Raw genomic sequence first — 24,610 nt, forward strand, 5'->3', positions numbered from 1 at the left:
AGAAAATTCTTTTCTCAATTATTTAAGCTCGACTTTTGCTCCGGCTTCTTCTAATTCTTTTTTAGCTTTTTCAGCTTCTTCTTTATTTAGTCCTTCTTTAAGAACTGACGGTGTTCCTTCAACAGCGTCTTTTGCTTCTTTTAAGCCTAGACCAGTTAAAGCTCTAACTACTTTAATAACACCGATTTTATTTGCACCAGCGTCAGTTAAAACAACATTGAATTCTGTTTTTTCTTCTGCTGCTTCGCCACCTGCTGCACCACCAGCTGCACCAGCTACCATAACAGGAGCTGCGCTAACACCAAATTTTTCTTCGAATTCTTTTACCAATTCGCTAAGTTCTAAAACTGAAAGATTAGAAATAAATTCTAATACATCTTCTTTTGTAATTGCCATTTTTAATCTCCTAAATTTTTATTATGCTGTTTGTTCTTTTTTTTCTTTAAGCGCATTTAAGCCGATTGTAAAATTTTGAATCGGTGCGTTCCAAACTTGAAGTAACATTGCGATAAGTTCGTCTCTTGAAGGCATTTTTGACAATGCAACGACTTTTTCCACACTTGCAACTTCGCCGTCGATAAAAGCTGTTTTTAATTTGAAAAATTCATTTTTTTCTTCAAATTTAGCAGCGACTTTACAAACTGAAAGCTGATCGCCCCATAAGAAAATATTTGTATCTTTAAAACTCATACCTTCTTTTTCGGCATTTTTAAGAGCGATATTTGCTAGTGTATTTTTTATGATTTTAACTTTTACATTTTGTTCTTTTGCGCTATTTCTTAAAACTTCAAGTTGTTTAACGCTAAGACCTTTAAAATCGGAAACGACAATAGCTTCGCTAGCTGCGAATTCATCTTTAAGTTCTGCTAAAATTTTAGCTTTTTCATCTCTCGTCATACAGGTTCTCCTTTCCGATCGGTGATTTCAGGAAGAGCGGGTTAAATTTAACCCGATTAAGCAAAAGCCTCTAACCCTCTCCAATCTAAGATAAAAAAATTTATTTAATTATTTTAAATCCATTAGTTCTTGACTATCAAGTGCAACAGACGGGCTCATTGTCAATGACAATGCAGCTGATTTGATATATTTGCCTTTTGCAGTTGATGGTTTGTGTTTATTCAAAGTTTTTACAAACGCATTAACATTATCCAAAAGTTGTTCTTTGCTAAAACTTACTTTTCCAAGACCTGCATGGATATTTCCTTGTTTATCAACACGGAAATTTACTTGACCGCCTTTTGCGTTTTTAACAGCTTGTGCAACATCCATTGTAACAGTGCCTGTTTTTGGGTTTGGCATAATGCCTTTTGGTCCTAGAATTCTACCAACTTTACCTACTAAGCCCATTAAATTTGGAGTAGCGATTAAAACATCAAAATTTATATTGCCTTTTTGAATTTCTTCGATTAAATCATCGCTTCCAACTACATCAGCACCTGCTGCTGTGGCTTCATCTGCTTTTGCATCTTTTGCAATAACGCCAACGCGAACTTTTTTACCGGTTCCAGCAGGAAGTATAACAGAACCTCTAACCATTTGATCAGCGTGTCTTGGATCTACATTTAATTTTAGTGCTATTTCAACTGTTTCATCGAATTTAGCAGAAGCTAGTGTTTTTACTGTTTCAACAGCTTCACTTAAAGCATAAGCTTTGTTTGTATCAACTTTTTTTAAAAGTTCATTAAATCTTTTTGAATTTTTTGACATAAATTTTCCTTCGCATTAGTTTGCTTCCGCCTTTATAACCTTGGCGGTAAAAGGTATTAATCTACTATGGTTATACCCATAGAGCGTGCAGAACCAGCTATAATTTTAGCAGCTTGTTCTTTATCTTTTGTGTTTAAATCAGCGATTTTTTTATCAACAATCTCGAAAATTTGAGCTTTTGTCAATTTGCCGACTTTATTTTTTAACGGATTATCCGAACCTTTTTGAATTCCAGCTGCTTTTTTGATTAGATCAGTTGCAGGTGGTTGTTTTGTAATAAATGTAAAACTTTTATCAGCATAAACAGTGATAACAACAGGGATATTATAACCTGCCATATCTTTTGTTCGCTCGTTAAAAGCCTTACAAAATTCCATAATATTAACGCCTTTTTGACCAAGCGCAGGACCAACCGGTGGGCTTGGGTTAGCTTTTGTAGCGGCAATTTGTAATTTAATTTCGCCTATAACTTTCTTAGCCATAAACTTTTCTCCTTATCAAACTATCTTTTCAACTTGTGAATATAAAATTTCAACCGGTGTGCTTCTACCGAAAATAGAAACATTTAAGCGAAGTTTTCCATGAATCATATCGTATTCTTCGACTATGCCGTTGAAATTTGCAAACGGACCTTCGGTTATTCTAACCGTTTCGCCTTCGTCAAAGAAAATTTTTGGCTTAGGTGCTTCTCGGTTATTTACCTTTTCTAAAATAACTTCAATATCTTTTTCCGAAAGCGGAGACGGCTTTTTTGCTTCGCCGATAAATCTGCTAACTCTCGGTAAAGTTTGAATTTTATGCCATAAAGCAGTATCCAAATCCAAATTTGCAAAACAATAACCCGGATACAAGCTTCTTTCTTTTATGGTTTTTTTACCATTTTTTACTTCGATAACATCTTCTGTGGGAACTAAAACTTCCCCTACTTGCTCGGTCATTCCATAATCTTGTGCAAGTGCCTCAATGGCTCTTTTAACAGCCATTTCGCTTCCTGCATAAGTTTGGATAGCATACCATTTATGTGCCATAGCAGACCTCACTTACGATGCGCTAATTAGACCTGACATAATCGCATCAACCAAAGCCAAAAATAACGCTATAACGAAAACTACTACGATTACCGCTACATAAGCGTTTCTAGTTTGTTCTTTGGTAGGAAAGATAACCTTGTCTAATTCCGATTTTGATTGACTATAATATTCTTTAACTTTTTCCATATTAAACCTTCGTGGCAGGGCAAGAGGGATTCGAACCCCCAACCATCGGATTTGGAATCCGGCGCTCTACCGTTGGAGCTATTGCCCTAAATGGCGTAAATACTAGCTCTTTAACTTAACTTCTTTATGAACTGTGTGTTTTTTAAGTCTTGGGCAATATTTTTTAAGTTCAACTTTTTCAGTTGTAGTTTTGCTATTTTTATAAGTTGTATAATTAATATCACCGCATTCTGCACATTTAAGACCGATTTTTATTCTACTTGAATTTTTTGCCATTTTAATAAACCCTTTAAAAATTAAAAATGCAAACGGCGTAAATTTGCCGTTTGCATAAATTTAATTAAGCTAAAATTTTTGATACAACACCTGAACCAACTGTTCTACCACCCTCACGGATAGCGAATCTTGTTCCTTCTTCAAGTGCGATTGGAGCGATAAGCTCAACAGTGATTTTAACATTATCACCAGGCATAACCATTTCAGTTCCTGTTGGTAATGCGATAGAACCTGTAACATCTGTTGTTCTAACATAGAATTGTGGTCTATAATTGTTAAAGAATGGAGTATGGCGACCACCTTCGTCTTTTGTTAGAATATAAACTTCGCCTTCAAATTTAGTGTGTGGGTTGATTGATTTTGGTTTGCATAGAACCATACCTCTTTCAACTTCTTCTTTTTTAGTTCCTCTTAGCAATACGCCGACATTGTCGCCAGCTTCGCCTTGATCCATCTCTTTTCTAAACATTTCAACGCCGGTTACTGTTGTAGTTTGAGTTGGTCTGATACCTACGATTTCGATTGTGTCGCCTACTTTAACAACACCTTTTTCGATTCTACCTGTTACAACTGTTCCACGACCTGAAATTGAGAAAATATCTTCGATTGGCATCAAGAAATCTTTATCAGTGTCACGAGTTGGAGTTGGGATATAGCTATCAACAGCATTCATAAGTTCCATAATTTTTGCTGACCATTCGCCGTCGTTTCCAGCTTTTGCTTCTTCAAGAGCTTGAAGAGCTGAACCTTGGATAATAGGAGTATCATCTCCCGGGAAATCGTATTGGCTTAGTAGATCTCTAATTTCCATTTCAACTAGTTCGATTAGTTCAGGATCGTCCATCATATCGCATTTGTTTAGGAAAACAACGATATATGGAACACCTACTTGGCGAGATAGCAAAATGTGTTCTCTTGTTTGTGCCATAGGACCGTCTGTCGCAGCGATAACTAGAATCGCGCCGTCCATTTGAGCAGCACCAGTAATCATATTTTTAACATAGTCAGCGTGGCCAGGACAATCAACATGAGCGTAGTGTCTATTTTCTGTTTCATACTCAATGTGTGAAGTTGCAATAGTAATACCGCGTTCTTTTTCTTCTGGTGCGTTATCAATATTGTCATAGTCTTTTAGCTCAGCTAGACCTTTTCTTGAAAGAACAGCAGAAATAGCAGCTGTCAAAGTAGTTTTACCATGATCGACGTGACCAATAGTACCGATGTTTACGTGTGGCTTGTTACGAGTAAATTTTTCTTTAGCCATTATCTTCCTCCGTAATAAATGTTTTTTTCGTAATACCTAAATTTGCATTTTTAAACAGCGGCTCTACATTTCCTAATGGAGCTCATAGCGGGACTTGAACCCGCGACCTCTTCCTTACCAAGGAAGTGCTCTACCTCTGAGCCATATGAGCGCTTAAAGGCTTGGCAAAAGTAGAGTTTGGACACTATTAAAAAACACAAATAAACCTTGGAATCTAAAAAGTAACTGTATAAATTTAAGTTTTACAGCTCCCAGTAAGAATCCAAAATGGAGCGGGAAACGGGGCTCGAACCCGCGACCCTCAGCTTGGAAGGCTGATGCTCTAGCCAACTGAGCTACTCCCGCAAGTCGCTTCCATTTTATTGCCATGGTGGTGAGACGTGGATTCGAACCACGGAAGGCAAAGCCAGCAGATTTACAGTCTGCCCTCGTTGGCCACTTGAGTATCTCACCTAAAAAAATCTGGTCAAACACTGTTACAAAAAAATGGAGCTGGTGAACGGACTTGAACCGCCGACCCACTGCTTACAAGGCAGTAGCTCTACCAACTGAGCTACACCAGCCCGATTAATTTGAAGTTGTGATTATATCTTAAAATTAAACTCTTGTCAAGGTTTTTTTAAAAATTTTATGCAAATTTAGATATTTAATCTTTTCCCTTTGCTGTTTTTGGCGGTATTTGGCTTTTGCATTTTTCACACACTGCAAACGGCTTCGTGCAACTAAAAATAAAAATTTGCAAATTTCCACATTTTGGGCATTTTACCAACTTTGGTTTTCCAGGAATTATGCCGTTGATTTTCATTTTTTATCCTTTATAATCGATTTTTTGTTTTTCTCGCAAAAGCGCAGGTATCGCGCCGTCTCGCCCTATGCCTAAAATTCGGCTTCTTAGCAAATTTATCTCACGCAGGCTCGCCTTTTTTTCATGCACGCTTGCATTTCGCACACTTTGCAGGGCAGTTATCTCGCCGAGCAAGGTGTAAAATAGAAAATTTTCTAAATTCCTATCATTTAGTCTTTTAATAGCGTTTTTTATTTTGATTTGATTAAATAAAAATTTGTAAGTGCCTAAATTTGGGCGAATTTCAAACATATCTCGCACGGTGTAGTCCTTACCCTGCACCGAGTAAGGCACGGCTAAAATCTCTTTGTCAAAAATGCAAAGCCTTTTAAATAAAATTTTGACAAATTCGTAAATTTCAAGCTCCATGACCTTAGAATATCTCATCGAAATGGCGCTAAAATCGTAAATTTTATCATCTTTGTTGGCTAGGTATTCGATCTCGGCTGAGACTAAATTTTCCACGCTATCGATATGTAAGATGTGAAAAATCTCGCCGAAACAATACCTTGCCAAATTTTCTTTTACGCCCAAAAATTCGGCACTTTTATAGACATTTTTATAAAAACACTCGCCGCTAGAAAAATAATCAAGCGAATTTTTTTGTTCTACCACAAGCGGATAAACATAGTCGTTGCCATAAATGCGGTAAGTCCTGCCACGCACCAAAAATCCGCTTAAAAAATCATCTCTGACGCGTTCGAAATCATTTCGCACAAGCTCACGCAAATCGCCTAAAATAAACCATTTCTCCACTTCTAAGCTCTCGTAGTAGCTCGGAGCGATCTTATCATCTAGGCTGTCTTTTACGGCGATGACTTTGGCGACATAAAGGCTAGAAAAATCGCTCAAAAACAGCTGAAAATAGCCGTTTTCGTCTGCGTTTGCACCGGCATAAATTTCGTTTAGGGCGTTTTCATCTAAATTTTGCATATCCCTATCCTTGGCTCTGACCTTGCCAAATGCGACCTTACCTTTGCTAAGCAAAATTTTTATATGCTCTTCGATGACATTTGCCTTGAAATACGGGTTGTAAAGGATAAGGATATTTTGCATTTTTCACCTACGCTATTTTTTCTGAAATTTTTGAAATTTGCTTTTGAATTTGCTCTAAATCATCGTTTTTCGATGACAACTCTCTAAAAATTGTGCTATAAGTATTCAAAAGTGGATTGAAAATTTCATTTGTAATCTTGTTAAATTCTTTTTTGAAATTTACTTCCAAATCATCTGCTATGTTACTAGCTGTATTATTTATACTTGCAATTCGTTCTTTTTCTTTTTTTATCATCTCTTTGTGTTCTTTATTGGCTTTATATATGTCACTGGCACTAGTTATTACTGTTATGATAATGCCAAGCCGTTTTCCAAGCGTTTGAGAAGTTTTTTCTATCCAAACTTTACCTTTTCCTTTCATTAATTTAGGCAAATATTCTTTGATATATTCCAGTGCTTTTTTTGTAGCACCAGAAACTAACTCTTTGTCATTTACTAATCGCATTGCATTATTTTTTAATTCATCAGGTATCAAAAATTCGCCCATTTCGCTATTTGATACTAAATTTGGCAAATTTATATCTACGCTTACGCCACCTAGTTTGCTAAAATTTCCTTGAAATTCATCTACTTTGCGTGAAATTTCACTGCTTATATCATTTACTCCTTGTGAAAATTCATCGCATATCAAATTTGTTTTTGCGTCTATTAGCTCGTATAGTTTTGCTTCGCTAGGATTTTCACTAGATAAAACCGCAACAAGATTATCTTTTAAATTTAAAATATGTCTTCTTAATCCGTTATTTTGCTTGATTTTAAAATTATCTTTTTGTTTTTCAAGGTAGGCTATGAGTTCTGAAATGCTTTTTTGTTTTTCGCTTTCAAAATTTAAATCACAAATTTGAGATATTTTTTCTAATTTCTCTTTTAAAAATTTATTGATAGTATTCTCGACATCGTTTGTGCTAGAATTTTGCATTAAATTTTTTATTGCAAGTTCGATTTGTAGGTAGCCGCTTTTTTCAAGCAAAAGATTTTTATTTTCCATTTTCGCTTTTAACGCAGATAAAGCATTTACAACCTTGATTTGGATATTTTCAGCTTCCGCTCCATACTCAGATGAAATTCTTTGTAAATTTTGGGCTACCTTATCTGTGATTTTTACACTCTCTTCACTATCAAACCCATGACACTCTTTATCATTTACAACGACCAAAAGCTTTTTATTGTTTTTTAAAATTTCAGCCATTGCAGTGTAGATATATCTTGCTTCGACAGAGCCACCATTTTGCATTACAAATATCACGGCATCGCTTTTTTGCAAATGTTCCTGCGAGATTATATCATCTTCATTATTTGCATTAAGTCCGGGAGTATCATAGATAGTAAAGCCGTTAAATTTATGCTCGTGTATCTCTTTGGTAGTAGGCACATCGCCCATAGGTGCTACTTCTTTGCCAAAAAGAGCATTTAGCAGGGTTGATTTACCGCTATTATATGTGCCGTAAATCATAAATGTCGGATTAAAATTTGCTAGTTTTTCATCTAGCGTTTGATTTATACTATCTAAAATTTCTTTGAAATTTTCGTTATCTTTTAACAAAGAATTTAACTCATTTTGGATACTTTTGTAGTTTTTGATTAACATTGTAGCTCCTTTTTAAAAGTTTGTATTTCATTTTCAAATTTATTTAAAATTTCGGCGATTTTAGTAGATTTTTCTTCAAGCGGTTTAAAAATTTTCTCCTGCAAGGCTTCATAAGCTTGTTTTGCTATTTCGGCAAAATGTTTAGTTCTAACTTCTTTAAAATTTAAAATCACTTCTTCGCTATTATCGCCGATTGATACCCACTCGTATTTATCTTTGCCTGTGACTTCTCCGATTTTACCACCGACATAACCAGCGACAGTAGTAGCACCAGTATAAATAGCAGCACCAGTCCAAGTTAATACATTTATACCTGGCACAAGCGAAAGAGCACCCACCACTGCTGTACCTAGTAGAGCACGACCGACAGCCTTATTTCTAGTCTTTGTAGAATATTTTATTTTTTCTCGTTTCTCTTTTATCTCATAATCATAATTTAGTTCGCTTTCAAATTCATCGACAACCTTTTCATAACTTTCAACAACATTTTTAATTTTCATCTCTAAATCTTTTTCAAATTTAGCCTTTATCTTTTTATCTATCTTTTCTAGCGTTTTCTTTAAATCCCTATTTGAAAGGTTTGTCGCATATTTGCTAACCACTTCATCTACTATCAAGCCTACTTCGCTCATAGAATTTAACTTCAAAGTATCAAATTTTTCATTTGTTTGTCTTGTTTCATCATCAAATTTATCTATACTTTCTTTAATTTGAGCTATCGAATTTTCTCTATCTTCCAAAATTTCATCTATGAGTGAATTTAGCGTTAAATACGGACTTTGCTCTTTTAATTTTGTAGCTTTATTTTTCACAATATCAGTTAAATTTTCATACAACTTTGAAATATTGCTATTTTCAAATTTTTCCTTATCATCGTTTTCTAGCCCAATCTTTGCCATTTTTGTCGAAATAGAAAAAATATCTCCCACTTCTTTGCCAATCTGCTCTTTTATGCGTTTTTTGCAATCTTCTTCTTGACCTTTTCTGATTTCTGGCGATTTATTATTTGAAATAAGCACTATTTCTCCATTTATTTCATCTTCGCCGCTTATATCTGATTTAGTGATAATTGTAGTAACTTCTTTATTTGCTCTGAAAATTTCATCAAGTTCTCTATTTTCATCCATTTGAAAAGGGTCAAGCGAGTGAGACGGATAAATAACATAATCAGCACTGCTTAGATATTTTTTAGCAAGTTCGCCATTTTTATCAGTCATCGAGCCAAGACCAGGTGAATCTATCCAAGCCAAACCGCTTAGCTTAAATCCTTGAATAGAGCTTGTGCATTCCAAAAGATCTGTCTTAAACTCTTCGTCATTTATCTCGGCTAACTCTTTGATTTCATCTTTTTTACCTGCTTCATCGTATTTAAAAAACGAAACATTTTGATTTGCAAGTCTATTTTTGGCTATAAAATTTCCTAGATAACTTTTTCCTGCTTTTACTTTTCCAAAAATCATAACTATAAAATAGTTTTTAAGCTCACTTCTCAATTTTTCATTTTCTAAATTTTTCTCGAATTCGGCGTTCCAGTTTTCTATGCTAGATTGTGCCGTGTTTTTGATACTCTCAAATGTCTCAGCTAATGCTTCATTTGCTTTACGCAAATTCTCATCTAAGCTGACATTGCCTAAATCGTCTCTTAAATCATTTACTAAATTTTGAAGCTTTTGTCTTTTTTCATCTATTTTAGAATTTCTGACGCTTATCTCATCAAGAGATTTATAAAATTCAACCATTTTTGATTTCATCTAAAAACTCCTTTAATTCATTGATTTCATTTTGTAAATTTTCATTTTCTTTCTCTATATGGCTAGTGTCAATGCCGTGAAAAACTATTTCATCGTTGTCATTGGAAACCATAGCACAAAGAGCTGATTTATCAGAAACTTGCTCGGAAACTACCTTAGCAATTTTGTGGTATATCGAAGATTTTTCTTGGGTATTTAATTTATCAGAAACTTGCTCGGAAACTACCTTAGCAATTCCAATCCCAGCAGCAACAACACCTGCGACGCCAACAAAAGGAGCCGTCATAGCCGCCGTAGCCATGCCCAGCGGATTAAGTTTATGCTGCACTTTAACCCCAAAATCTCTTTCTATGGAATCAAACACACCTTTTTTATACTTTTTAATACTTGCGTAAATTTTCTCATTATGAGATAACTCTTTTTTCTTTTTTTCTTCTTCTAACTCATTGCGATTGCTTGTAGTCGTTGTCGATGATTTATCATCATCATTAAAAGCTTTTACTACTGCACCTACTACAACGGCACCAACGGCGGCGGCTGCCCAGCCTATCAATGGAATTGGCATTATCTTAACCTCGCTTTCATATTTTTTATAGTTTTGTTTGCTTCTGCTACTTTTTCTTTAATTTGCTCTTCTTTTTCTTTTATATTTTGCACGGCTTTATTGTTTTCTTCGATTTTTTCTTGCAGTGATAAAATCAGCATTTTTACGGCTTTTTCTAATCTTGCATTTCGATTTTTATAAATTTTATCCGGTCTGCACATTTTATTTATCTGCTCTTTTAGCTCATTTATACCGCTGTTTTGAACTAGCAAATTTTTATTTTCATTTTTGCCTTTGATATAACTTGGCGTTTTTATGCTCAAAACTTTCACACTAGCACTAAATTCATTTTGAATTTGCTCTTTTATCTTTTCCATACCCCTTTTTATATCTTCATCGCTTTTATCTTCTATATGATTTATCACAAAGATTGTCTTATCAAAAAACGATTTTGCATTATTTAGCTCGTTTATCAAGCTATGCAAATAACCTATCTCGTCTTTTTTCAGCTCTCCGCCCGATAAAGAGTGCAAAAATATATTCACATCAGACATAAACTCACCGCCAAGAGCCTTTTCATCGTCATCAGGCGTAGCATTTAGTCCAGGTGTGTCGATGTAAATAATACCCCCATACTCCACACTTTTAATTTCTGGCGTTTCTCGCTTGTCAGCCACTTCAAAAGTTTCGTTTTCAAAATCATCTATCAAAGCGTTTAAAAGCGAACTTTTTCCACTATTATAAATCCCTATACACAAAACATTCGGTTTTATGTTTTGAGAAAACTTTAAAGCTTCAACTAATTCTCGTATTTCATCGATACTCATAAGAACTCCTTTGTTTTGAATTTTGAGTTTATAAATCCCCGCTCTAACGCAGACTTATAAACTCAAATTTAAAATTTGCCGTAGAATTCACAGAATTCCACGGCAACTAGGTAAATTCGTAAATTTTAGCGATTTGCGAATTTATTCGGTTTCTGCTTCGATAGTAATTTCGCTACCTTGTGCAACACTTGGGGCAGGTTTTGCACTCTTGCCCCAGCCAAAGGCTTCGTCTATCTCTCCAAGCTTTTTCTCAACGCTATCATAAACTTGCGAAGCCGTCTCTTCGATAGCGTCTTTGGCTCTACCAAATCCGTTGCAAACGCTCTCTATGACATCATCGACTTTTTCGGCGAATTCGTCATCTTCTTCGCACCTATTTTTGACATACATTAATGCACCTACACCTGCTATCGCACCTGCACCTAAACCTAAGAAAAACTTCCACATTTTTCATCCTTTCGTAAAAAATTTATGGTATTTTACGAAACTCTTGCGACAGGATTTGTCATATTATCAAATATGCTTCCACTATCGCCTTTTTCATCTTCAATCTTGCTTGTAAATCTTTAATCTCTTCTTTAAATCTCTCAATGCTTTCCTTTTTAAAATCGATTTCTTTTTGAAGCTCTTTCGTTGTCAAATTTAGAATTTCTTCTTTGATTTTCTCGATTTCTGCTGATATAATGGGTCGTTCTGGCATTAAAATATCTGCGATATGTATGGCTTCATCGCTATGATTACGATAAAAATCGCCTGAAATCAAGTGTTTGATTTCGGACACAAGCTTAATTCCATATTTTTGCTTTATATATAAAATCGCTTCGTTTTCTAGCTCTGTATCATCGCCGTTTGTTTTTTGGGCTATGATTTTTAAAAACTCAGGTGTTATTTCTTCAATCTTTTTTAATAAACCCCGTTTTTTGGCAAATTTTAACTTCAACTCCATTACCCTTTTTTCCGTAGCTGTGACAAATTCGTTCATTTTTCTTTCCTTAAAGTAAATTTTTATCGCACCAAAAAGCACAATAAATTTACTCATTTTAAGAAATTTTCCCGTCAGTATTTGTCGCATTGGCACTTTTTTCCAAATAATCTTGCAGAATTTTTTCAAATTTACTTTGCAAATTCGCAGGTTCGATGATTTTCACATACGGCAGGTAAAGTTTTGCGAAATTTAAAATTTCATCTTCAAACGCCGCCGTTACGCTAAGATAGGCAAATTTTTCATCTTTTTTTGTGATTTTTTGTTTTATAAAAAACTGCTTGTGGTTTAGATACGCCGTTGCCCTGCTATCTAGCCGTAAAACGGCTTGCACCGGGGCAGATGAAAACCAGTGGTTTTTGTTTTCTTTGATTTGTGCTAGTTTTTCATTTTGTGGTGCGAAAGTTTTTCTGCTAACATCTAAATTTAAGATTTTTTCAAATGTAAATGTCTTTAAAACGCCCTTTTCATCGCACAGCACATACCAAACCCCAAGACGGAAAATAAAAGCATAGGGATTAGCCGTGCGTGGTTTTTCGGCGTAAGTGAAATTTAAAATATAGTGATTTTTGATAGCACTGCAAATGTCGTTGAAATCATTTTTCAGCGTAGAATTTGCAATGAATTTTTCAAATTTAGCATCGATTTTATAAACGCCGTTTAATAAATCTGTGATTTCGTTCTCCCCAAAGCTAGGGAAAATCTCGCTAACGCCCAAATTTCGTGCTAGGCTAAGCGAACAAGAATTTAAAAAGCCCCCCCCCAACGCAGTTGCGTGAGTTATGCCGTTTTTGGTTTTAAACTCAAAGCCATGCACTCTAAGCGCCTTTAAATCCCTTTGTATAGTCCTATCGCCCACGCCAAATTCGTTTTCTAAGTCTTTCGTGCTAAAACTCTCGCCCAAAAATGCAAGTTGCATAAATCTAACAAGCCTAATGGCGATATTATCGCGGTCTGATTTTAGATTTCGCTTACTCACTTTTTGCCTTTTTGTTTAAATTTAATTAAATTAGAATTATATCAAAAAAAAAAAAAACGGAAATAAAAAATCTGCCTAAATTCTTGCTATGTCGCCTTTGTGAGCGAAATTTAAATTTGTGCTATAATTATGCTTTGAAAAATTTGAAAAAGGATAAAAAATGAAAATTTTGCCTTGGATTGTCATAGTTTTTTTGATTTATGTGATATATTATTTTTTAAATCGCTACGAAAAACGGACAAAAGAGCTTGAAAAAAGGATAAATTTAAATCAAGAAAAAATCGAACAACTCGAAAAACTCATCGAAACAAATAGGCTTATGATCGAAGAAAATAAATTCAAAATCAAAGAAAACAGCGAAAATGCAAGTAGTATGCTAGAATAAATTTTCAAAGAATTCTCAAAATACCTACACCAAATTTGCTAGAATAAATTTTAATTTATCACAAAAGGTTTGCTGAAATTTCCGTGCTTATCAAGGCTTCTTAGTAAAAATTTTCTAGTTTTGAATAAATTTAGCTCTTTTTCGATTAATTTTATGCTAAATTTGCCCAATTTATCGCTCATTACTCGTTTTATCTCATCGAAGCCGTTTTGTTCGTTTAAGCAAAATAAAATCACTTTGTACTCGCTACTTGCGCCGTCTCCGTAAATTTCGTTAAATTCCAAATTTGCCTTTAAAATATCATCGTTACTAAATTTAACCCACAGCACAAAATGCTCTTCTCTTGGCTCTTTTGTGCCGTCGCTATCGAAGTATCTGACGACAAACATATACTTGCCTTCAAGGAAAAATTTGCTCTTGCAGATAAAAACAAAATAGTCTTTTTCAAACAAAATTTCTCCGTCGATAAAATTAGGCTCTTTAAATAAATGGTCGTTAAAACCGATGATAGATAGCTTAAATTCGTCATAATCGCCAACCTTGAATTTAAGCACAGGATAATGCTCGTTTGTATATAAAATTCGCTCAATGTCAAATTTAACATCGGTTAAATCCATCAAATCGATTAAAAAATTTGTTCCGTTTTGCGAATTTACTTTATAATTGTGATTTTTTAAAATCTCAACCGCTCGTTCTTCGTTTCGATTTGCTCGAAAAATAGGCTTTTTTGTGTCGATTAAAATAACAAATTTATACCTAAATCCGCTCGAATTTTCGCTAGAAATTAAAATTTCAAAATTTAACCTATCTCTTTGTTTTTGTGAATTTATGCGAAAAATCGCTTCGCCTTGCGAATTTGCGTTAAGTTTGATAAATTCGTTTTTTGTTTTTAAATTTACGATAGAAATTTCTGCATTTGGATTTGTGATGATTTTGACTAAAATAGCGGTAAAATTACACTCATAGATATTTAATCCATCTATTATTTGCGAATCAATTATATCGTTAGAATTTTCAGACGATATTATGATCTTGGGCTGTAACTGCCCATGCAACTTTTTTTCCACCATTTCCGCCTAATTATATTTTCAAAATTTTGCCTAAACTCGGACTTTTCCGACTTTTAGCACAAAACCAGCCATTTTATCCTAAATTCTTTAAAAAAAATATAAAGCAAATTTTCAAATTCGCTTAATCTTTTAAAACCTTTGCGATTAACTCAATCGGATTTATGCACTCTTTATCAAGCCCAGCGATATGCAAAGCATTATTTAGCTGCATTTTACATGCACTACACTCGGCACTAACCACATTTAAAGGCATATCTTTTAACATTTCGATTTTGCTTTGACCAGCCTTGCGAGAGAGTTCGTAGTGGTCGGTTTGCATAGTAACACCGCCAAAACCGCAACATTGATTTGAATCTTTCATCTCTTTTATATCGTAGTTGATAGAGAGCAAATTTCGTGGCTCTTTAAAAACGCCCTGCATTTTTCGTGCGTGACATGCGTCGTGGTAGGTTATGACCTGAGCCGTTTTTCGCTTTCCTGCTAATAACGCTTTTAAATTTGTAAATTTATCAAAATACTCCGTCGCCATAAAAATCTTTTCGCTCACTTTTTTTGCTCGCTCGCACCACTCGGGGTCGTTTTCAAAAAAATGAGCGTAATCAACTTTAATCATCGCCGAGCAGGTCGCTTCCGGCACGATGATAGCTTCTACGCTTTGAAGTATCTCTTCAAAATATGCGATATTAAATTTAGCTGATTTTTCCACTGCACCAAAATCGCCCGTAAAATACATCGGCGCACCGCAACAGGCTTGTTTTTTCATCAAATGCAAATTCAGTTTTAAAGCTTTTGCTATCGTAAGAATTCCTTCGCCAATGCCCGTATATGCGTAGTTTCCCATACAGCCGATAAAAACGCCGATGGTTTTAGCTCCACCGTTATCGATAAATTCAGGGTGAGAGTTCATAAAACTTTTTTTAGCGACACTTGGCAATAATCGCTCTTTTTTTACAAGCGGAAAATTAAATCTTGCACTCATCGAATTTGCAAATTTATCGCTCGTTTTAAAACCGCAACTTTTAAAAACAAAGCCAAATTTAGCTGCTAAATCTAAAATTTTTCTATGACCCAAAAACCAAAAAGCAACCCGTTTATGCCACGCAATGCCGAATTTTTCGGCTATATCACGGCGAACATTTTCTATCATCGTATCAACAGGGAGCGAATCATTACAGCTATCTACGCAATTCGTGCATAAAAAACAGCTCTCAAAGATTTTTTTAGCGTCCTTATCAAGCTCTAATTCGCCCCGTTTATACGCTCCAAGCAAATCCAAAAACCCACGCGGAGATGTTACTTCGTCTGCGTTTATATTATGAATAGTGCAAACTTGGATACATTTTCCGCATTTTACGCACTTATCGCTTATTTTTGTAAAGTCAAATTCGCCACTCATCTTACACCGTTTTTGAGAATTTTTTCTCGCCTACATTAAATTTCATATACTCATCAAAGCACATTGCGATATTTCGTATCAAAAGCGTTCCTGTCGGCGTTACGCTGATTTTTTCATCGCTTATTTGCACAAAATCTTTAAGCTCTTCAAGCTCTCTTAGGCTATCTTTGAAATGCTCGAAAAATTTAATGCCAAATTTAGCTTCAACTCCCTTAATATCGACGATAAAGTTACTCATCAAATTCATAACGACTTCTTTTCTAAGCAAATCTTCATCGCTTAGCAAAATTCCTTTAAAAAACGGCAATTTGCCCTGCTCTATCGCATTTTCATATTCGCTCATATCTTTAAAATTTTGTGCGTAGTAGCGTTTGCCTTCGCCGATACTAGTTAAGCCAATTCCCACTAAATCCGCTCCGCCTTTTGTGGTATATCCTTGAAAATTTCTATGAAGAGTGCCGTTTTTAAGGGCAGCGTGAAGCTCGTCGCTTGGTTTTGAGTAGTGATCCATGCCTATTGGTTCATAACCGTTAGCAGTTAAAAAATCGTGTGTAAATTTAAGAATTTCAAGCTTAACTTTTGGGCTTGGTAAGCTAGTTTCATCAAATTTACGCATAGATTTTTTTATCCACGGAACATGAGCGTAGTTAAATATCGCAAAGCGATCAGGATCAAGGCTTAAAGCTAATCTCAAAGTCTCTTTAAAACTTTCCAAACTCTGATAAGGAAGCCCGTAAATAAGATCCATATTTATAGATTTTATACCCCTGTCTCGTGCCATTTTTGTCGCATTTTGCGTGATCTCAAAAGGTTGAATTCGGTGAATTTCTTTTTGCACCTTTTCGTTAAAATCTTGAACGCCGTAGCTTATGCGGTTAAATCCATGCGAAATCAAAACATCAAGTTGTTCTGGCGTTAAAAATCTAGGATCAATCTCACAGCTAATCTCGGCATCATCGCTAAAATTTTTAAAATATTTTTTTATATTTTTTATATGGCGATCAAGTTGTCCCGCATCAAAATATGTCGGCGTTCCGCCGCCAAAGTGCATTTGAGTTACGCTTCGCGAAGTATCCAAAAATTCGCTTAAAATTTGCATTTCTCTTTCAACAAAATCCAAATATCTATCCATTTTGTCGCTTTTGCTCGTATAAATCACATTGCAACCGCAAAAATAACAGGCGCTTCTGCAAAATGGCATGTGAAAATACAGCGACAACGGCGTTTGTGAATTTTGATTTTTTAGTTCATTTTCATACTCTTGCAAACTAAAATTTCTACCAAATTCAAGGGCTGTGGGATAACTAGTATATCTTGGTCCCGGCTTTGAAAATTTCGCATAAGCGTCAAAATCAATCTTCACTTATATTACCTTTCTGCTCAATAAACTCTTTAATATCTACAAATAAATTTGGGTGCTCTTTTTTTACATTATCAACAACGCTATCCAAATCTATATTTATGCGTGAAATATTTGGATTATGTGCCGTAATCTTACGAATTTCGTCCATACACACAACCCAAACATCGCCAAAATCAACAGGTACATGTTGCCAAATACTTTTTTCAAGTTTGAGATCGAAATTCTCTTTCATCGCATTTTTGGCGATTTGAATTAAATTTGAAAGAGATTTTATCGAAACCATCGTATGAAGTTCGCCCTTTTCATCGATCCCAAACCAAGGCTCACCCTGCTCCCATGAACCACTTTTTAAAACAAGCTTTTTTTCGTTTGTTTGCGGGTCATTAGTGATTTCAAAAATAGTTTTTTCATCATCACTAAGACCCAAAATTTCACTTGCTTTATCGATTTTTTTGTAAATTTCGTCCTTTTTTACGGGAGAATTTATTTTTTCCTTTGACGATCTAGCCAAACCATAATTCCTTTTTGCGCATGAAGTCTATTTTCAGCTTCTAAAAATACTTCATTTGCGTGTTTTTCAAAAACATTTTCGCTAACTTCATAGCCCCTGTAAGCTGGCAAACAATGCAAGAAAATAGCGTCTTTTTTCGCCAAATTCATCATACTTGTTTTAACACAAAATCCCTCAAATTGTTTTACTTTGCGATCTTTTTCATCTTCTTGACCCATAGAAATCCAAGTATCTGTCGCAACGACCTCAACGCCTTCGATTGCCTCTTTTGGATCGTTTGTAAAGTGAATTTTTGCACCACTTGTCTTAGCATTTTCTAATGCTTTTTCTATGATTTTATGGTCTGCTTCATAGCCTTTTGGTGTCGCAACTCTAAGCTCAAAACCTAAAATAGAAGCTAGTGAAATCCAAGAGTGAGCCATATTATTTCCGTCGCCTATGTAAGCTACAATGCCCTCTTTGCCAAGCTCTTGCATAGTCATATAATCAGCCATTAACTGCACCGGGTGGATATTATCGCTAAGTCCGTTTATAACAGGCACATCTGAAAATTTAGCAAATTCAACCAAATCGCTTTGTTTATAAACTCTAAGCATTGCCATATCTACCATTTTTGAGATAACTCTTGCAGTATCGCGGATAGGCTCACCACGACCTAGCTGAATATCACGGCTACTTAAAAACATAGCTTGACCGCCTAGTTGATACATACCTGTTTCAAAGCTAACGCGCGTTCTAGTCGAACTTTTTTCAAAAATCATAGCCAAAGTTTGATTTTTAAGATATGGCTTGTATTCACCACTTTTTGCCTCTTTTTTAATATCGGCACCTAGTTTAATAATCTCTAAGATTTCTTCTTTTGTGAAGTCATCAAACGATAAAAAATGTCTCATTTTGCTCTCCTTAAAATTTCGCAAATTTCTTTTGCATGATAGCTTATTATCATATCCGCACCTGCCCTTTTGATACTTAAAAGCGTCTCAACCATAACCCTTTCATAATCAATCACACCAAGTTTGGCTCCTGCCTTTAAAAGCGCATATTCACCGCTTACATTATACGCGCAAATCGGCAAAAGTGTTTTTTCCCTTAAATCTCTAATAATATCTAAATAAGCAAGAGCCGGTTTTACCATTAAAATATCAGCCCCTTGCATTTCATCTTCCAAGCTTTCATTTATCGCCTCTAATCGATTAGCAGGATCCATTTGATATGAGCTTCTATCGCCAAAATGCGGTGTGCTCTCAGCTACATCTCTAAAAGGTCCATAATATCCGCTAGCAAATTTAGTCGAATACGCCATTATCGGCAAATTTTCATATCCGTTGCTATCTAGTCCGTCCCTAAGAGCCGAAATTATGCCGTCCATCATACCGCTTGGAGCTATCATATCGGCACCATTTTTAGCGTGAATCAAAGCCTGTTTAACCGAAATTTCAAGCGTTGCGTCATTATCGACGGTTTGTTTGACGGGGTCGATTATACCACAATGCCCGTGATCTGTGTATTCACAAAAACACAAATCTGTAATAACAAACAAATTTGGAAATTTATCTTTTATCGCTCGAAGCGAAGTTGCGATAATGCCGTTATCACTTAAAGCGTCGCTTCCAACGCTATCTTTTAAATTTGGAATTCCAAATAAAATTATGCTTTTTATACCCAAATTTACCAAATTTTCGCACTCTTTTAAAATTTCATCAAGGCTCATTTGAAAAACGCCCGGCATCGAAGAAATTTCTTTTTTCACATTTTCGCCACTTACGACAAAAAGCGGATAGATAAAGTTGCGACTTTCTAACGAAGTTTCTCGCACCAAATCCCTTAAATTCGGATTTATGCGTAATCTTCTAAATCGTTTAAACATTGTTTTTCCTTTTTTAGATACAATACAAGCGATAATTTTATCATATTTGGAGTAAATTTTATATGAAAATTGAAATTTCAGAGATTGCAAATTTGCCATCACGCTTTGGTAAATTTAAAGTGCAGTCTTTTAAAGAAAATCAAAAAGAGCATTTGGTTATCGCTAAAATGCCGTTTAGCGAAGTAGTTAATGTGCGAATTCACTCAGAGTGTCTAACAGGCGATGCGATAGGAAGCTTAAAATGCGATTGCAGAGATCAGCTCGAAGAAAGTCTTAAATTTATTGAATCTAACGGCGGTATGGTGATTTATTTGCGTCAAGAAGGGCGAAATATCGGACTTTTAAATAAAATAAACGCTTACGCACTGCAAGATAAGGGTTTTGATACAATCGAGGCAAATCATCAGCTGGGCTTCAAAGCAGATGAGCGAACTTACGAAATAGTTGATTTTATTTTAAAACATTATGAAATCAAAAAGATAAATTTGCTAACAAACAACCCCGAAAAGCTTTCAAATTTGCACTGTGTGGAGATTGTAAGCCGAATTCCAATCATTATAAAATCAAATAAATTTAACGAAAATTATCTAAAAACGAAAAAAGATAAAATGGGGCATTTGCTGTGAATTTGATTTTGCCAAGCGATTTTGATGAAAAATGCGATAAATTCGGCGAGTGTTTGCGTAAATTTAACCAAATTCACAGCCTGACAAATTACGATGATTTAAAAGAGATTATCGCTGATAGCATAAAAGGCATAGAATTTATCCCAAAATACCCAAAAATCGCACTTGACATCGGTAGCGGGGCAGGATTTCCTGCTATGTTTTTAGCGATTATTTTAAATCACACAAAGTGGCATTTTTACGAACCAAACGCAAAAAAAGCGGCGTTTCTAACCTACGCAAAGGTAAATTTAGGTTTGCAAAATATCCAAATTCATAGAGAAAAAATCCAAAATTCGCTAAAATTAAGAGCCGATTTGATAACTTCAAGGGCGGTTATGAAAACTAAAAATTTAGTTGAAATTTGCGATGGATTTTATGATGAAAAAACGCACTTTTTGCTGTATAAAGGTAGTAGCGTAGAAGCCGAAATCAGCGAATTTTTAGAAAAGTTTAAATTTGCAAAAACGCAAATTTTTAATGAAAAAACCAGAAATTATCTTTTAATAAGTGAAATTTCAAAACTAATTTAAAAGGCGAAAAATGGGAAAACTTTTATCTTTAATCATAATTATAGCTTTGATTTATTTTTTTATAGTGCCAAAATTTCGCACAAAAAAAAGCGAAAGCTCAACCAAAAAAAATAAAAACGACGAAAATACCCAAAATTTGGTGCTTTGCGAGTGTTGCGGCGCTTTTGTGAGCGAAGATGAAATTCATACAAAAAACAAACAACAAATTTGCAATGAGTGCGAAAAAAAGGAAAAATAGATGATTATTATCGGGCATAGACTTATTAAATTTGAGCCTTTTACGGCTGTTAGCAACTTTGACGAAGTGGCAAAATACGATAATTTGCTTTTTAAATTCAATCCAAAATTTATCGAAAGTTCGCAAATTTTAGGCAAAAAATTTAGCGTTAGGACAAATAAAATCCAAGAAATCATACTCGCAAACGCAAGCGGAGCTAGTTTTATAGTGGTAGATAAAAAATTTGCAAAAACAGCGCAGGATCTGGCGCAAAATTATCTATTTGACGCAAAAATCGCCTGTATCATTTCAAGCGAACGCCATTTAAAAGATCTAGCCGAAATCGGCGTCGATGCGGCGATTTTCAAAAACGGAATTCGCTTTTTATCGCACTCTTTTTTACCGAGTTTCAAGCCAAAATTCGCACTCCCAAAGCTTGAATTTAACAAATTTAAAAAGCAAACACAAAGTAAAGATATATTAACCAAAAATTCTGATAAAATTCAAGCTAACGAATTTCAAAATGAAAATTTGCAATCATTAAGAGAAATCTTAAATAAGAAAGGTTGAAAAAATGGAAAAATTAAAAACTGCCGGTTTAATGGTGGGCTTAATGCTTTTATTTATGTTTGTAGGAAATCTAATCGCAGGTCAAACAGGCATGATAATCGCATTTTTGGTGGCAGCGGGAATGAATTTTTTCAGCTATTTTTTCAGCGATAAACTAGTTTTAAAGCACTACAAAGCCGTCGAAGTAAGCAGAGCAAACGCAGCAGGACTTTATAATATAGTAGAACGCTTAGCAGATAGAGCAAATTTGCCTATGCCAAAGGTTTATATAATCCCCGAGCAAGTGCCAAATGCCTTTGCCACAGGCAGAAACCCTAGCCACGCCGCCGTTGCCGTAACCGAAGGTCTTTTAAAACTAATGGACGAAAAAGAAGTAGAAGGCGTTTTGGCTCACGAAATGAGCCATGTAAATCACTATGATATTTTAATCGGCTCGGTTGCCTCTGTTTTTGCAGGTGCGATTGCTATGCTAGGAAATTTCGCCAAAGTGGGAGCTGCCACAGGCAGAAACGACGCAAACAACCGCGGCGGCGGAGCTTTTATGCTACTAGCAGCTATCGTAATGCCACTTGCCGCTAGTGTTATCCAAATGGCGATTTCTCGCACACGCGAATTTAAAGCCGACGCAGGTGCTGCCAAACTCACAGGACACCCTGAGTGGCTGATTTCGGCTCTATCGAAACTTGATAATTACGCTAAAAATTATCGTATGCAAAATGCAAATTCGCAAACAGCGCACATGTTTATAATAAATCCATTTAGCGGATTAAAAGGGCTTACGAATTTGTTCTCAACTCACCCAACAACGGCTGATCGCATAGAAAAGCTAACGCAAATCGAGCAAGAGCTAAAACAAATTCGCGGTTAAAATTAATTTGAAATTTTACAATCATTTACTAAAAAATTGTAAAATTTCACAATCTTAATTTTTTAAGAAATTACTTTTAAGGAGTCCAAAAATGGGATTACTATCATTTGTTGCAAACGCAGGTAAAAAGTTACTCGGTCTAGGCAAAGACGAAGAGAATATCAAAAGCGAAATCGCTACTAGCCTAAGCTCAGAGCCGGTTGAAAACCTTGAAATCAAAGTCGAGGGCGATACCGTAAAAATCAGCGGCGATGCAAGTCCGGAAGCACTTGAAAAAGCTGCCCTAATCGCAGGAAATGTTAAAGGTATCACAAAAGTAGAAATCGAAGGTGTTAGAGAAGATGAAGGCGATAACTACTACACTATCGTAAAAGGCGATAATCTTTCAAAAATCGCTAAAAAATTCTACGGCGATCCAAACAAATATCCTGTGATTTTCGAAGCAAATCGCGAAGTCATCAAAGATGCAAATTTGATTTATCCGGGTCAAAAAATCAGAATTCCAAAATTATAATTTTGGTAAATTTCATAAATCCTTTACCACAAGGTGCGAATTTTTCGCCCTTGTGGTTTTTTTATGGCTGAAAATTTTACTCGCAAAATAAATACTATACAAAAAAATAAATTTATCGCCGTTTTGTAAATTTTGAGTTATGAGCCAAATTTGAAAATTTCACACTTTCCAAATTCTTGTATTTAAATTTAGTGTTTTGACGATAGATAAAAAGTGCGAAAGTTCGCGTTTTATGGTAAATGCAGGATTTGCGTGTAAAACGCTTTTATCGATGTCTGGCTCGAAATTATCTTTTCCTGTATCTAAAAATATATAAATTTTATCTCCCACAAAACTAACGCTGATTGGAAAATTTAGTCGTCTTTTTAAATCCAAAAGTCGCTTCATAAAAGCAGGACTTAAAATATACATTGCATTTTGCAAATCATTTGAATAAACACTAAATTTAGCGTTAAATTCGCTATCGTCCATTGTGATTTTTTTGAATTTTTTAGCATTATCGCAAACAGTCTCTTTTGATACCACAAAAGTTGTCGAGTTGATATTTTTATTAAAATTTGCGTGAAAAAATATGCCATAAATTCCGTGATTTCTGTTTTTATCATATATAGTTAAATCGTAAAACTCAAACTTAATATTATCAAAATTTCCACAAATTTTATCATTGCCACTTCTTGCATATTCTTCAAGTAAATAAATTTTCTTCCAAAATAATTTGCTATTTTCTAAATCAGCAATTTCTACCAAAGCACTACTTTTATAGCTAAAACCAAATTCTGCTACATAAGGCTCTAAAAAATGAATTTTAAATTCTTTTTGATATATTTTTTGTTTTGCTTCCTTTATATGTTTTATAATAATTTTGTATGTTAGAAAGATTGTAATTGGTGTAAAAATGAAAACTGCGATATAAAAAAAATCTCGTTGATATAGTGTAAATGCAATTAAAATTACGAGTATAAATTTTATAAATTTTATCTCATCTGGCTCAGAATCGTCAGAATTTTGCGCTATAAATATTAGCATAGGGGAAATTATTATTATACAAACACAAACTATAATACGCTTGTCAAGATTGTAATCTTTAAGATGCAAAATTAACCAAATCAATATCGGTAATATAAAAGCTCCAAGAATAGCCAAAGGCTTTGCTTTATTAACTTCTTTTAAAATTCCAAATCGCAAATTTTCTAGTTCGTTAATATCCAAATTCTTGCCTTAAATTTAATTTCAAAACGCCTAACGGCGTTGCCGGATTGACTTCGCGCTTTGCTCGTCCAAACCTGCTTCGTGCTATGCACTCGCACCGCTTCACTTGTTTTGCTTTGTTTTTCTACGAAAAAATCGCAATGACAAAGTTGAATTATATCGCAAATTTAACCATTGGCGATTGCTTCGAATTTGCTGTGCAAATTCTCGCAATGACAAAACCAGCGTAGCGATGGCTCACGCAAAGCGTGAGACAGGTTTCTTGCGTAGCGTAGCGAAGCAGAGTAAATCTAAAAATTTGCAAAAAAACTCAACTTAAATTTGAACCACAAATGCCGACGATTTTTGCAAATTTGTTTAATTTATAAAAAAATATTCAAGACGAAATAGGCGTAGTAAGGCACAAA

At 34.9% G+C, this 24,610-nt stretch carries 32 protein-coding genes and 5 tRNA genes; 7 read left to right on the top strand and 30 right to left on the bottom strand.

The genetic code is table 11. From position 1 onward, the window contains the following. Window positions 1–18: 18 nt before the first annotated feature. The 22 genes from rplL to PF026_RS05310 all read right to left on the bottom strand — a co-directional run bounded on the left by rplL (window position 19) and on the right by PF026_RS05310 (window position 13,035). The gene (rplL, locus tag PF026_RS05205) at window positions 19–396 is read right to left on the bottom strand and encodes a 50S ribosomal protein L7/L12 (RefSeq protein WP_270860682.1); all 378 of its coding nucleotides are present in this window, start codon (window positions 394–396) and stop codon (window positions 19–21) included. 21 nt (window positions 397–417) lie between these two features. After that, window positions 418–897 (bottom strand): 50S ribosomal protein L10, encoded by a 480-nt coding sequence (gene rplJ, locus PF026_RS05210; protein ID WP_270860681.1) that lies wholly within the window; start codon window positions 895–897, stop codon window positions 418–420. A 108-nt stretch (window positions 898–1,005) separates the two neighbouring features. Continuing rightward, window positions 1,006–1,707, bottom strand: a complete 702-nt coding sequence (gene rplA, locus PF026_RS05215) for a 50S ribosomal protein L1 (protein ID WP_270860680.1) — start codon at window positions 1,705–1,707, stop codon at window positions 1,006–1,008. Window positions 1,708–1,763: 56 nt separating this feature from the next. Beyond that, on the bottom strand, window positions 1,764–2,189 hold the full coding sequence (gene rplK, locus PF026_RS05220) for a 50S ribosomal protein L11 (RefSeq protein ID WP_270860679.1): 426 nt from the start codon (window positions 2,187–2,189) through the stop codon (window positions 1,764–1,766). Between the two features lie 15 nt (window positions 2,190–2,204). Further along, window positions 2,205–2,735 carry a transcription termination/antitermination protein NusG gene (gene nusG, locus PF026_RS05225; RefSeq protein ID WP_270860678.1) on the bottom strand — a complete coding sequence of 177 codons (531 nt, stop codon included), beginning with the start codon at window positions 2,733–2,735 and terminating at the stop codon, window positions 2,205–2,207. A 12-nt stretch (window positions 2,736–2,747) separates the two neighbouring features. Further along, a complete protein-coding gene (gene secE, locus PF026_RS05230) occupies window positions 2,748–2,924 on the bottom strand; it encodes a preprotein translocase subunit SecE (RefSeq protein WP_270860737.1) in 177 nt (58 codons plus the stop codon). A gap of 12 nt (window positions 2,925–2,936) precedes the next feature. Further along, a tRNA-Trp gene (locus tag PF026_RS05235) sits at window positions 2,937–3,012 on the bottom strand. A gap of 14 nt (window positions 3,013–3,026) precedes the next feature. Continuing rightward, a complete protein-coding gene (gene rpmG, locus PF026_RS05240) occupies window positions 3,027–3,200 on the bottom strand; it encodes a 50S ribosomal protein L33 (RefSeq protein ID WP_270860677.1) in 174 nt (57 codons plus the stop codon). Window positions 3,201–3,264: 64 nt separating this feature from the next. Then, the gene (tuf, locus tag PF026_RS05245) at window positions 3,265–4,464 is read right to left on the bottom strand and encodes an elongation factor Tu (RefSeq protein WP_270860676.1); all 1,200 of its coding nucleotides are present in this window, start codon (window positions 4,462–4,464) and stop codon (window positions 3,265–3,267) included. A gap of 76 nt (window positions 4,465–4,540) precedes the next feature. Continuing rightward, a tRNA-Thr gene (locus tag PF026_RS05250) sits at window positions 4,541–4,615 on the bottom strand. A 117-nt stretch (window positions 4,616–4,732) separates the two neighbouring features. Beyond that, window positions 4,733–4,809: transfer RNA gene (locus PF026_RS05255), tRNA-Gly, on the bottom strand. A 23-nt stretch (window positions 4,810–4,832) separates the two neighbouring features. Next, window positions 4,833–4,917 (bottom strand) — tRNA-Tyr (locus PF026_RS05260). 34 nt (window positions 4,918–4,951) lie between these two features. Continuing rightward, window positions 4,952–5,027 (bottom strand) — tRNA-Thr (locus tag PF026_RS05265). 83 nt (window positions 5,028–5,110) lie between these two features. After that, a complete protein-coding gene (locus PF026_RS05270) occupies window positions 5,111–5,269 on the bottom strand; it encodes a hypothetical protein (protein WP_270863503.1) in 159 nt (52 codons plus the stop codon). A gap of 3 nt (window positions 5,270–5,272) precedes the next feature. Further along, entirely contained in the window at window positions 5,273–6,364 is a 1,092-nt protein-coding gene (locus tag PF026_RS05275) for an HP0729 family protein (protein WP_270863504.1), read from the bottom strand. A gap of 7 nt (window positions 6,365–6,371) precedes the next feature. Next, on the bottom strand, window positions 6,372–7,952 hold the full coding sequence (locus PF026_RS05280) for a GTPase (RefSeq protein ID WP_270860673.1): 1,581 nt from the start codon (window positions 7,950–7,952) through the stop codon (window positions 6,372–6,374). After that, window positions 7,946–9,703 carry a hypothetical protein gene (locus tag PF026_RS05285; RefSeq protein ID WP_270860672.1) on the bottom strand — a complete coding sequence of 586 codons (1,758 nt, stop codon included), beginning with the start codon at window positions 9,701–9,703 and terminating at the stop codon, window positions 7,946–7,948. Before PF026_RS05285 ends, PF026_RS05280 begins: the two co-directional genes overlap by 7 nt. After that, window positions 9,684–10,268, bottom strand: coding sequence for a hypothetical protein (locus PF026_RS05290; protein ID WP_270860671.1), 585 nt, complete (start codon window positions 10,266–10,268; stop codon window positions 9,684–9,686). Before PF026_RS05290 ends, PF026_RS05285 begins: the two co-directional genes overlap by 20 nt. Continuing rightward, window positions 10,268–11,074, bottom strand: coding sequence for a GTPase (locus tag PF026_RS05295; protein ID WP_270860670.1), 807 nt, complete (start codon window positions 11,072–11,074; stop codon window positions 10,268–10,270). Before PF026_RS05295 ends, PF026_RS05290 begins: the two co-directional genes overlap by 1 nt. Window positions 11,075–11,215: 141 nt before the next feature. Continuing rightward, entirely contained in the window at window positions 11,216–11,521 is a 306-nt protein-coding gene (locus PF026_RS05300) for a hypothetical protein (RefSeq protein WP_270863505.1), read from the bottom strand. Between the two features lie 58 nt (window positions 11,522–11,579). Next, window positions 11,580–12,056, bottom strand: coding sequence for a hypothetical protein (locus PF026_RS05305; RefSeq protein WP_270863506.1), 477 nt, complete (start codon window positions 12,054–12,056; stop codon window positions 11,580–11,582). A 58-nt stretch (window positions 12,057–12,114) separates the two neighbouring features. Further along, entirely contained in the window at window positions 12,115–13,035 is a 921-nt protein-coding gene (locus tag PF026_RS05310) for a helix-turn-helix transcriptional regulator (protein ID WP_270863507.1), read from the bottom strand. A 160-nt stretch (window positions 13,036–13,195) separates the two neighbouring features. Here PF026_RS05310 and PF026_RS05315 point away from each other — a divergent pair, with 160 nt between their 5' ends. Continuing rightward, window positions 13,196–13,420 carry a hypothetical protein gene (locus PF026_RS05315; RefSeq protein ID WP_270863508.1) on the top strand — a complete coding sequence of 75 codons (225 nt, stop codon included), beginning with the start codon at window positions 13,196–13,198 and terminating at the stop codon, window positions 13,418–13,420. A gap of 50 nt (window positions 13,421–13,470) precedes the next feature. On the opposite strand, the gene PF026_RS05320 is transcribed toward PF026_RS05315, so the two are convergent. The 6 genes from PF026_RS05320 to hemB all read right to left on the bottom strand — a co-directional run bounded on the left by PF026_RS05320 (window position 13,471) and on the right by hemB (window position 19,627). Continuing rightward, window positions 13,471–14,487 (bottom strand): hypothetical protein, encoded by a 1,017-nt coding sequence (locus tag PF026_RS05320; protein WP_270863509.1) that lies wholly within the window; start codon window positions 14,485–14,487, stop codon window positions 13,471–13,473. Window positions 14,488–14,611: 124 nt separating this feature from the next. Beyond that, complete coding sequence (locus tag PF026_RS05325) at window positions 14,612–15,886, bottom strand: (Fe-S)-binding protein (protein WP_270863510.1); 1,275 nt, start codon at window positions 15,884–15,886, stop codon at window positions 14,612–14,614. 1 nt (window position 15,887) lies between these two features. Further along, window positions 15,888–17,249, bottom strand: a complete 1,362-nt coding sequence (gene hemN / locus PF026_RS05330) for an oxygen-independent coproporphyrinogen III oxidase (protein ID WP_270863511.1) — start codon at window positions 17,247–17,249, stop codon at window positions 15,888–15,890. Then, on the bottom strand, window positions 17,239–17,760 hold the full coding sequence (locus tag PF026_RS05335; protein ID WP_270860662.1) for a DUF2603 domain-containing protein: 522 nt from the start codon (window positions 17,758–17,760) through the stop codon (window positions 17,239–17,241). The genes hemN and PF026_RS05335 overlap by 11 nt, the downstream gene beginning before the upstream one ends. Continuing rightward, entirely contained in the window at window positions 17,733–18,653 is a 921-nt protein-coding gene (gene argF / locus PF026_RS05340; protein WP_270860661.1) for an ornithine carbamoyltransferase, read from the bottom strand. Before argF ends, PF026_RS05335 begins: the two co-directional genes overlap by 28 nt. Further along, on the bottom strand, window positions 18,650–19,627 hold the full coding sequence (gene hemB, locus PF026_RS05345; RefSeq protein WP_270863512.1) for a porphobilinogen synthase: 978 nt from the start codon (window positions 19,625–19,627) through the stop codon (window positions 18,650–18,652). Before hemB ends, argF begins: the two co-directional genes overlap by 4 nt. Before the next feature lie 62 nt (window positions 19,628–19,689). On the opposite strand from hemB, the gene ribA reads away from it, so the two are divergent. The 6 genes from ribA (at window position 19,690) to lysM (ending at window position 22,994) form a co-directional block, all read left to right on the top strand. Continuing rightward, window positions 19,690–20,253: a GTP cyclohydrolase II gene (gene ribA, locus PF026_RS05350; RefSeq protein ID WP_270863513.1), complete on the top strand. Its 564-nt coding sequence runs from the start codon at window positions 19,690–19,692 to the stop codon at window positions 20,251–20,253. Then, on the top strand, window positions 20,250–20,825 hold the full coding sequence (gene rsmG, locus PF026_RS05355) for a 16S rRNA (guanine(527)-N(7))-methyltransferase RsmG (protein WP_270863514.1): 576 nt from the start codon (window positions 20,250–20,252) through the stop codon (window positions 20,823–20,825). The genes ribA and rsmG overlap by 4 nt, the downstream gene beginning before the upstream one ends. A 10-nt stretch (window positions 20,826–20,835) precedes the next feature. Continuing rightward, the gene (locus PF026_RS05360; RefSeq protein WP_270860658.1) at window positions 20,836–21,063 is read left to right on the top strand and encodes a PP0621 family protein; all 228 of its coding nucleotides are present in this window, start codon (window positions 20,836–20,838) and stop codon (window positions 21,061–21,063) included. Continuing rightward, a complete protein-coding gene (locus PF026_RS05365) occupies window positions 21,064–21,612 on the top strand; it encodes a hypothetical protein (protein ID WP_270863515.1) in 549 nt (182 codons plus the stop codon). 4 nt (window positions 21,613–21,616) lie between these two features. Continuing rightward, entirely contained in the window at window positions 21,617–22,480 is an 864-nt protein-coding gene (gene htpX / locus PF026_RS05370; protein WP_270863516.1) for a zinc metalloprotease HtpX, read from the top strand. Between the two features lie 91 nt (window positions 22,481–22,571). After that, window positions 22,572–22,994, top strand: coding sequence for a peptidoglycan-binding protein LysM (lysM, locus tag PF026_RS05375; RefSeq protein WP_270860655.1), 423 nt, complete (start codon window positions 22,572–22,574; stop codon window positions 22,992–22,994). Window positions 22,995–23,153: 159 nt separating this feature from the next. Here the strand turns inward: lysM and PF026_RS05380 are convergent, their stop codons facing one another. Together PF026_RS05380 and PF026_RS05385 are read right to left on the bottom strand one after the other, a co-directional pair. Then, window positions 23,154–24,203, bottom strand: coding sequence for a DUF3137 domain-containing protein (locus tag PF026_RS05380; protein WP_270863517.1), 1,050 nt, complete (start codon window positions 24,201–24,203; stop codon window positions 23,154–23,156). A gap of 154 nt (window positions 24,204–24,357) precedes the next feature. Then, on the bottom strand, window positions 24,358–24,507 hold the full coding sequence (locus tag PF026_RS05385; RefSeq protein WP_270863518.1) for a hypothetical protein: 150 nt from the start codon (window positions 24,505–24,507) through the stop codon (window positions 24,358–24,360). Between the last annotated feature and the right edge of the window lie 103 nt (window positions 24,508–24,610).

Source organism: Campylobacter sp. CS_NA3, assembly GCF_027797495.1.
GTDB lineage: Bacteria > Campylobacterota > Campylobacteria > Campylobacterales > Campylobacteraceae > Campylobacter_B.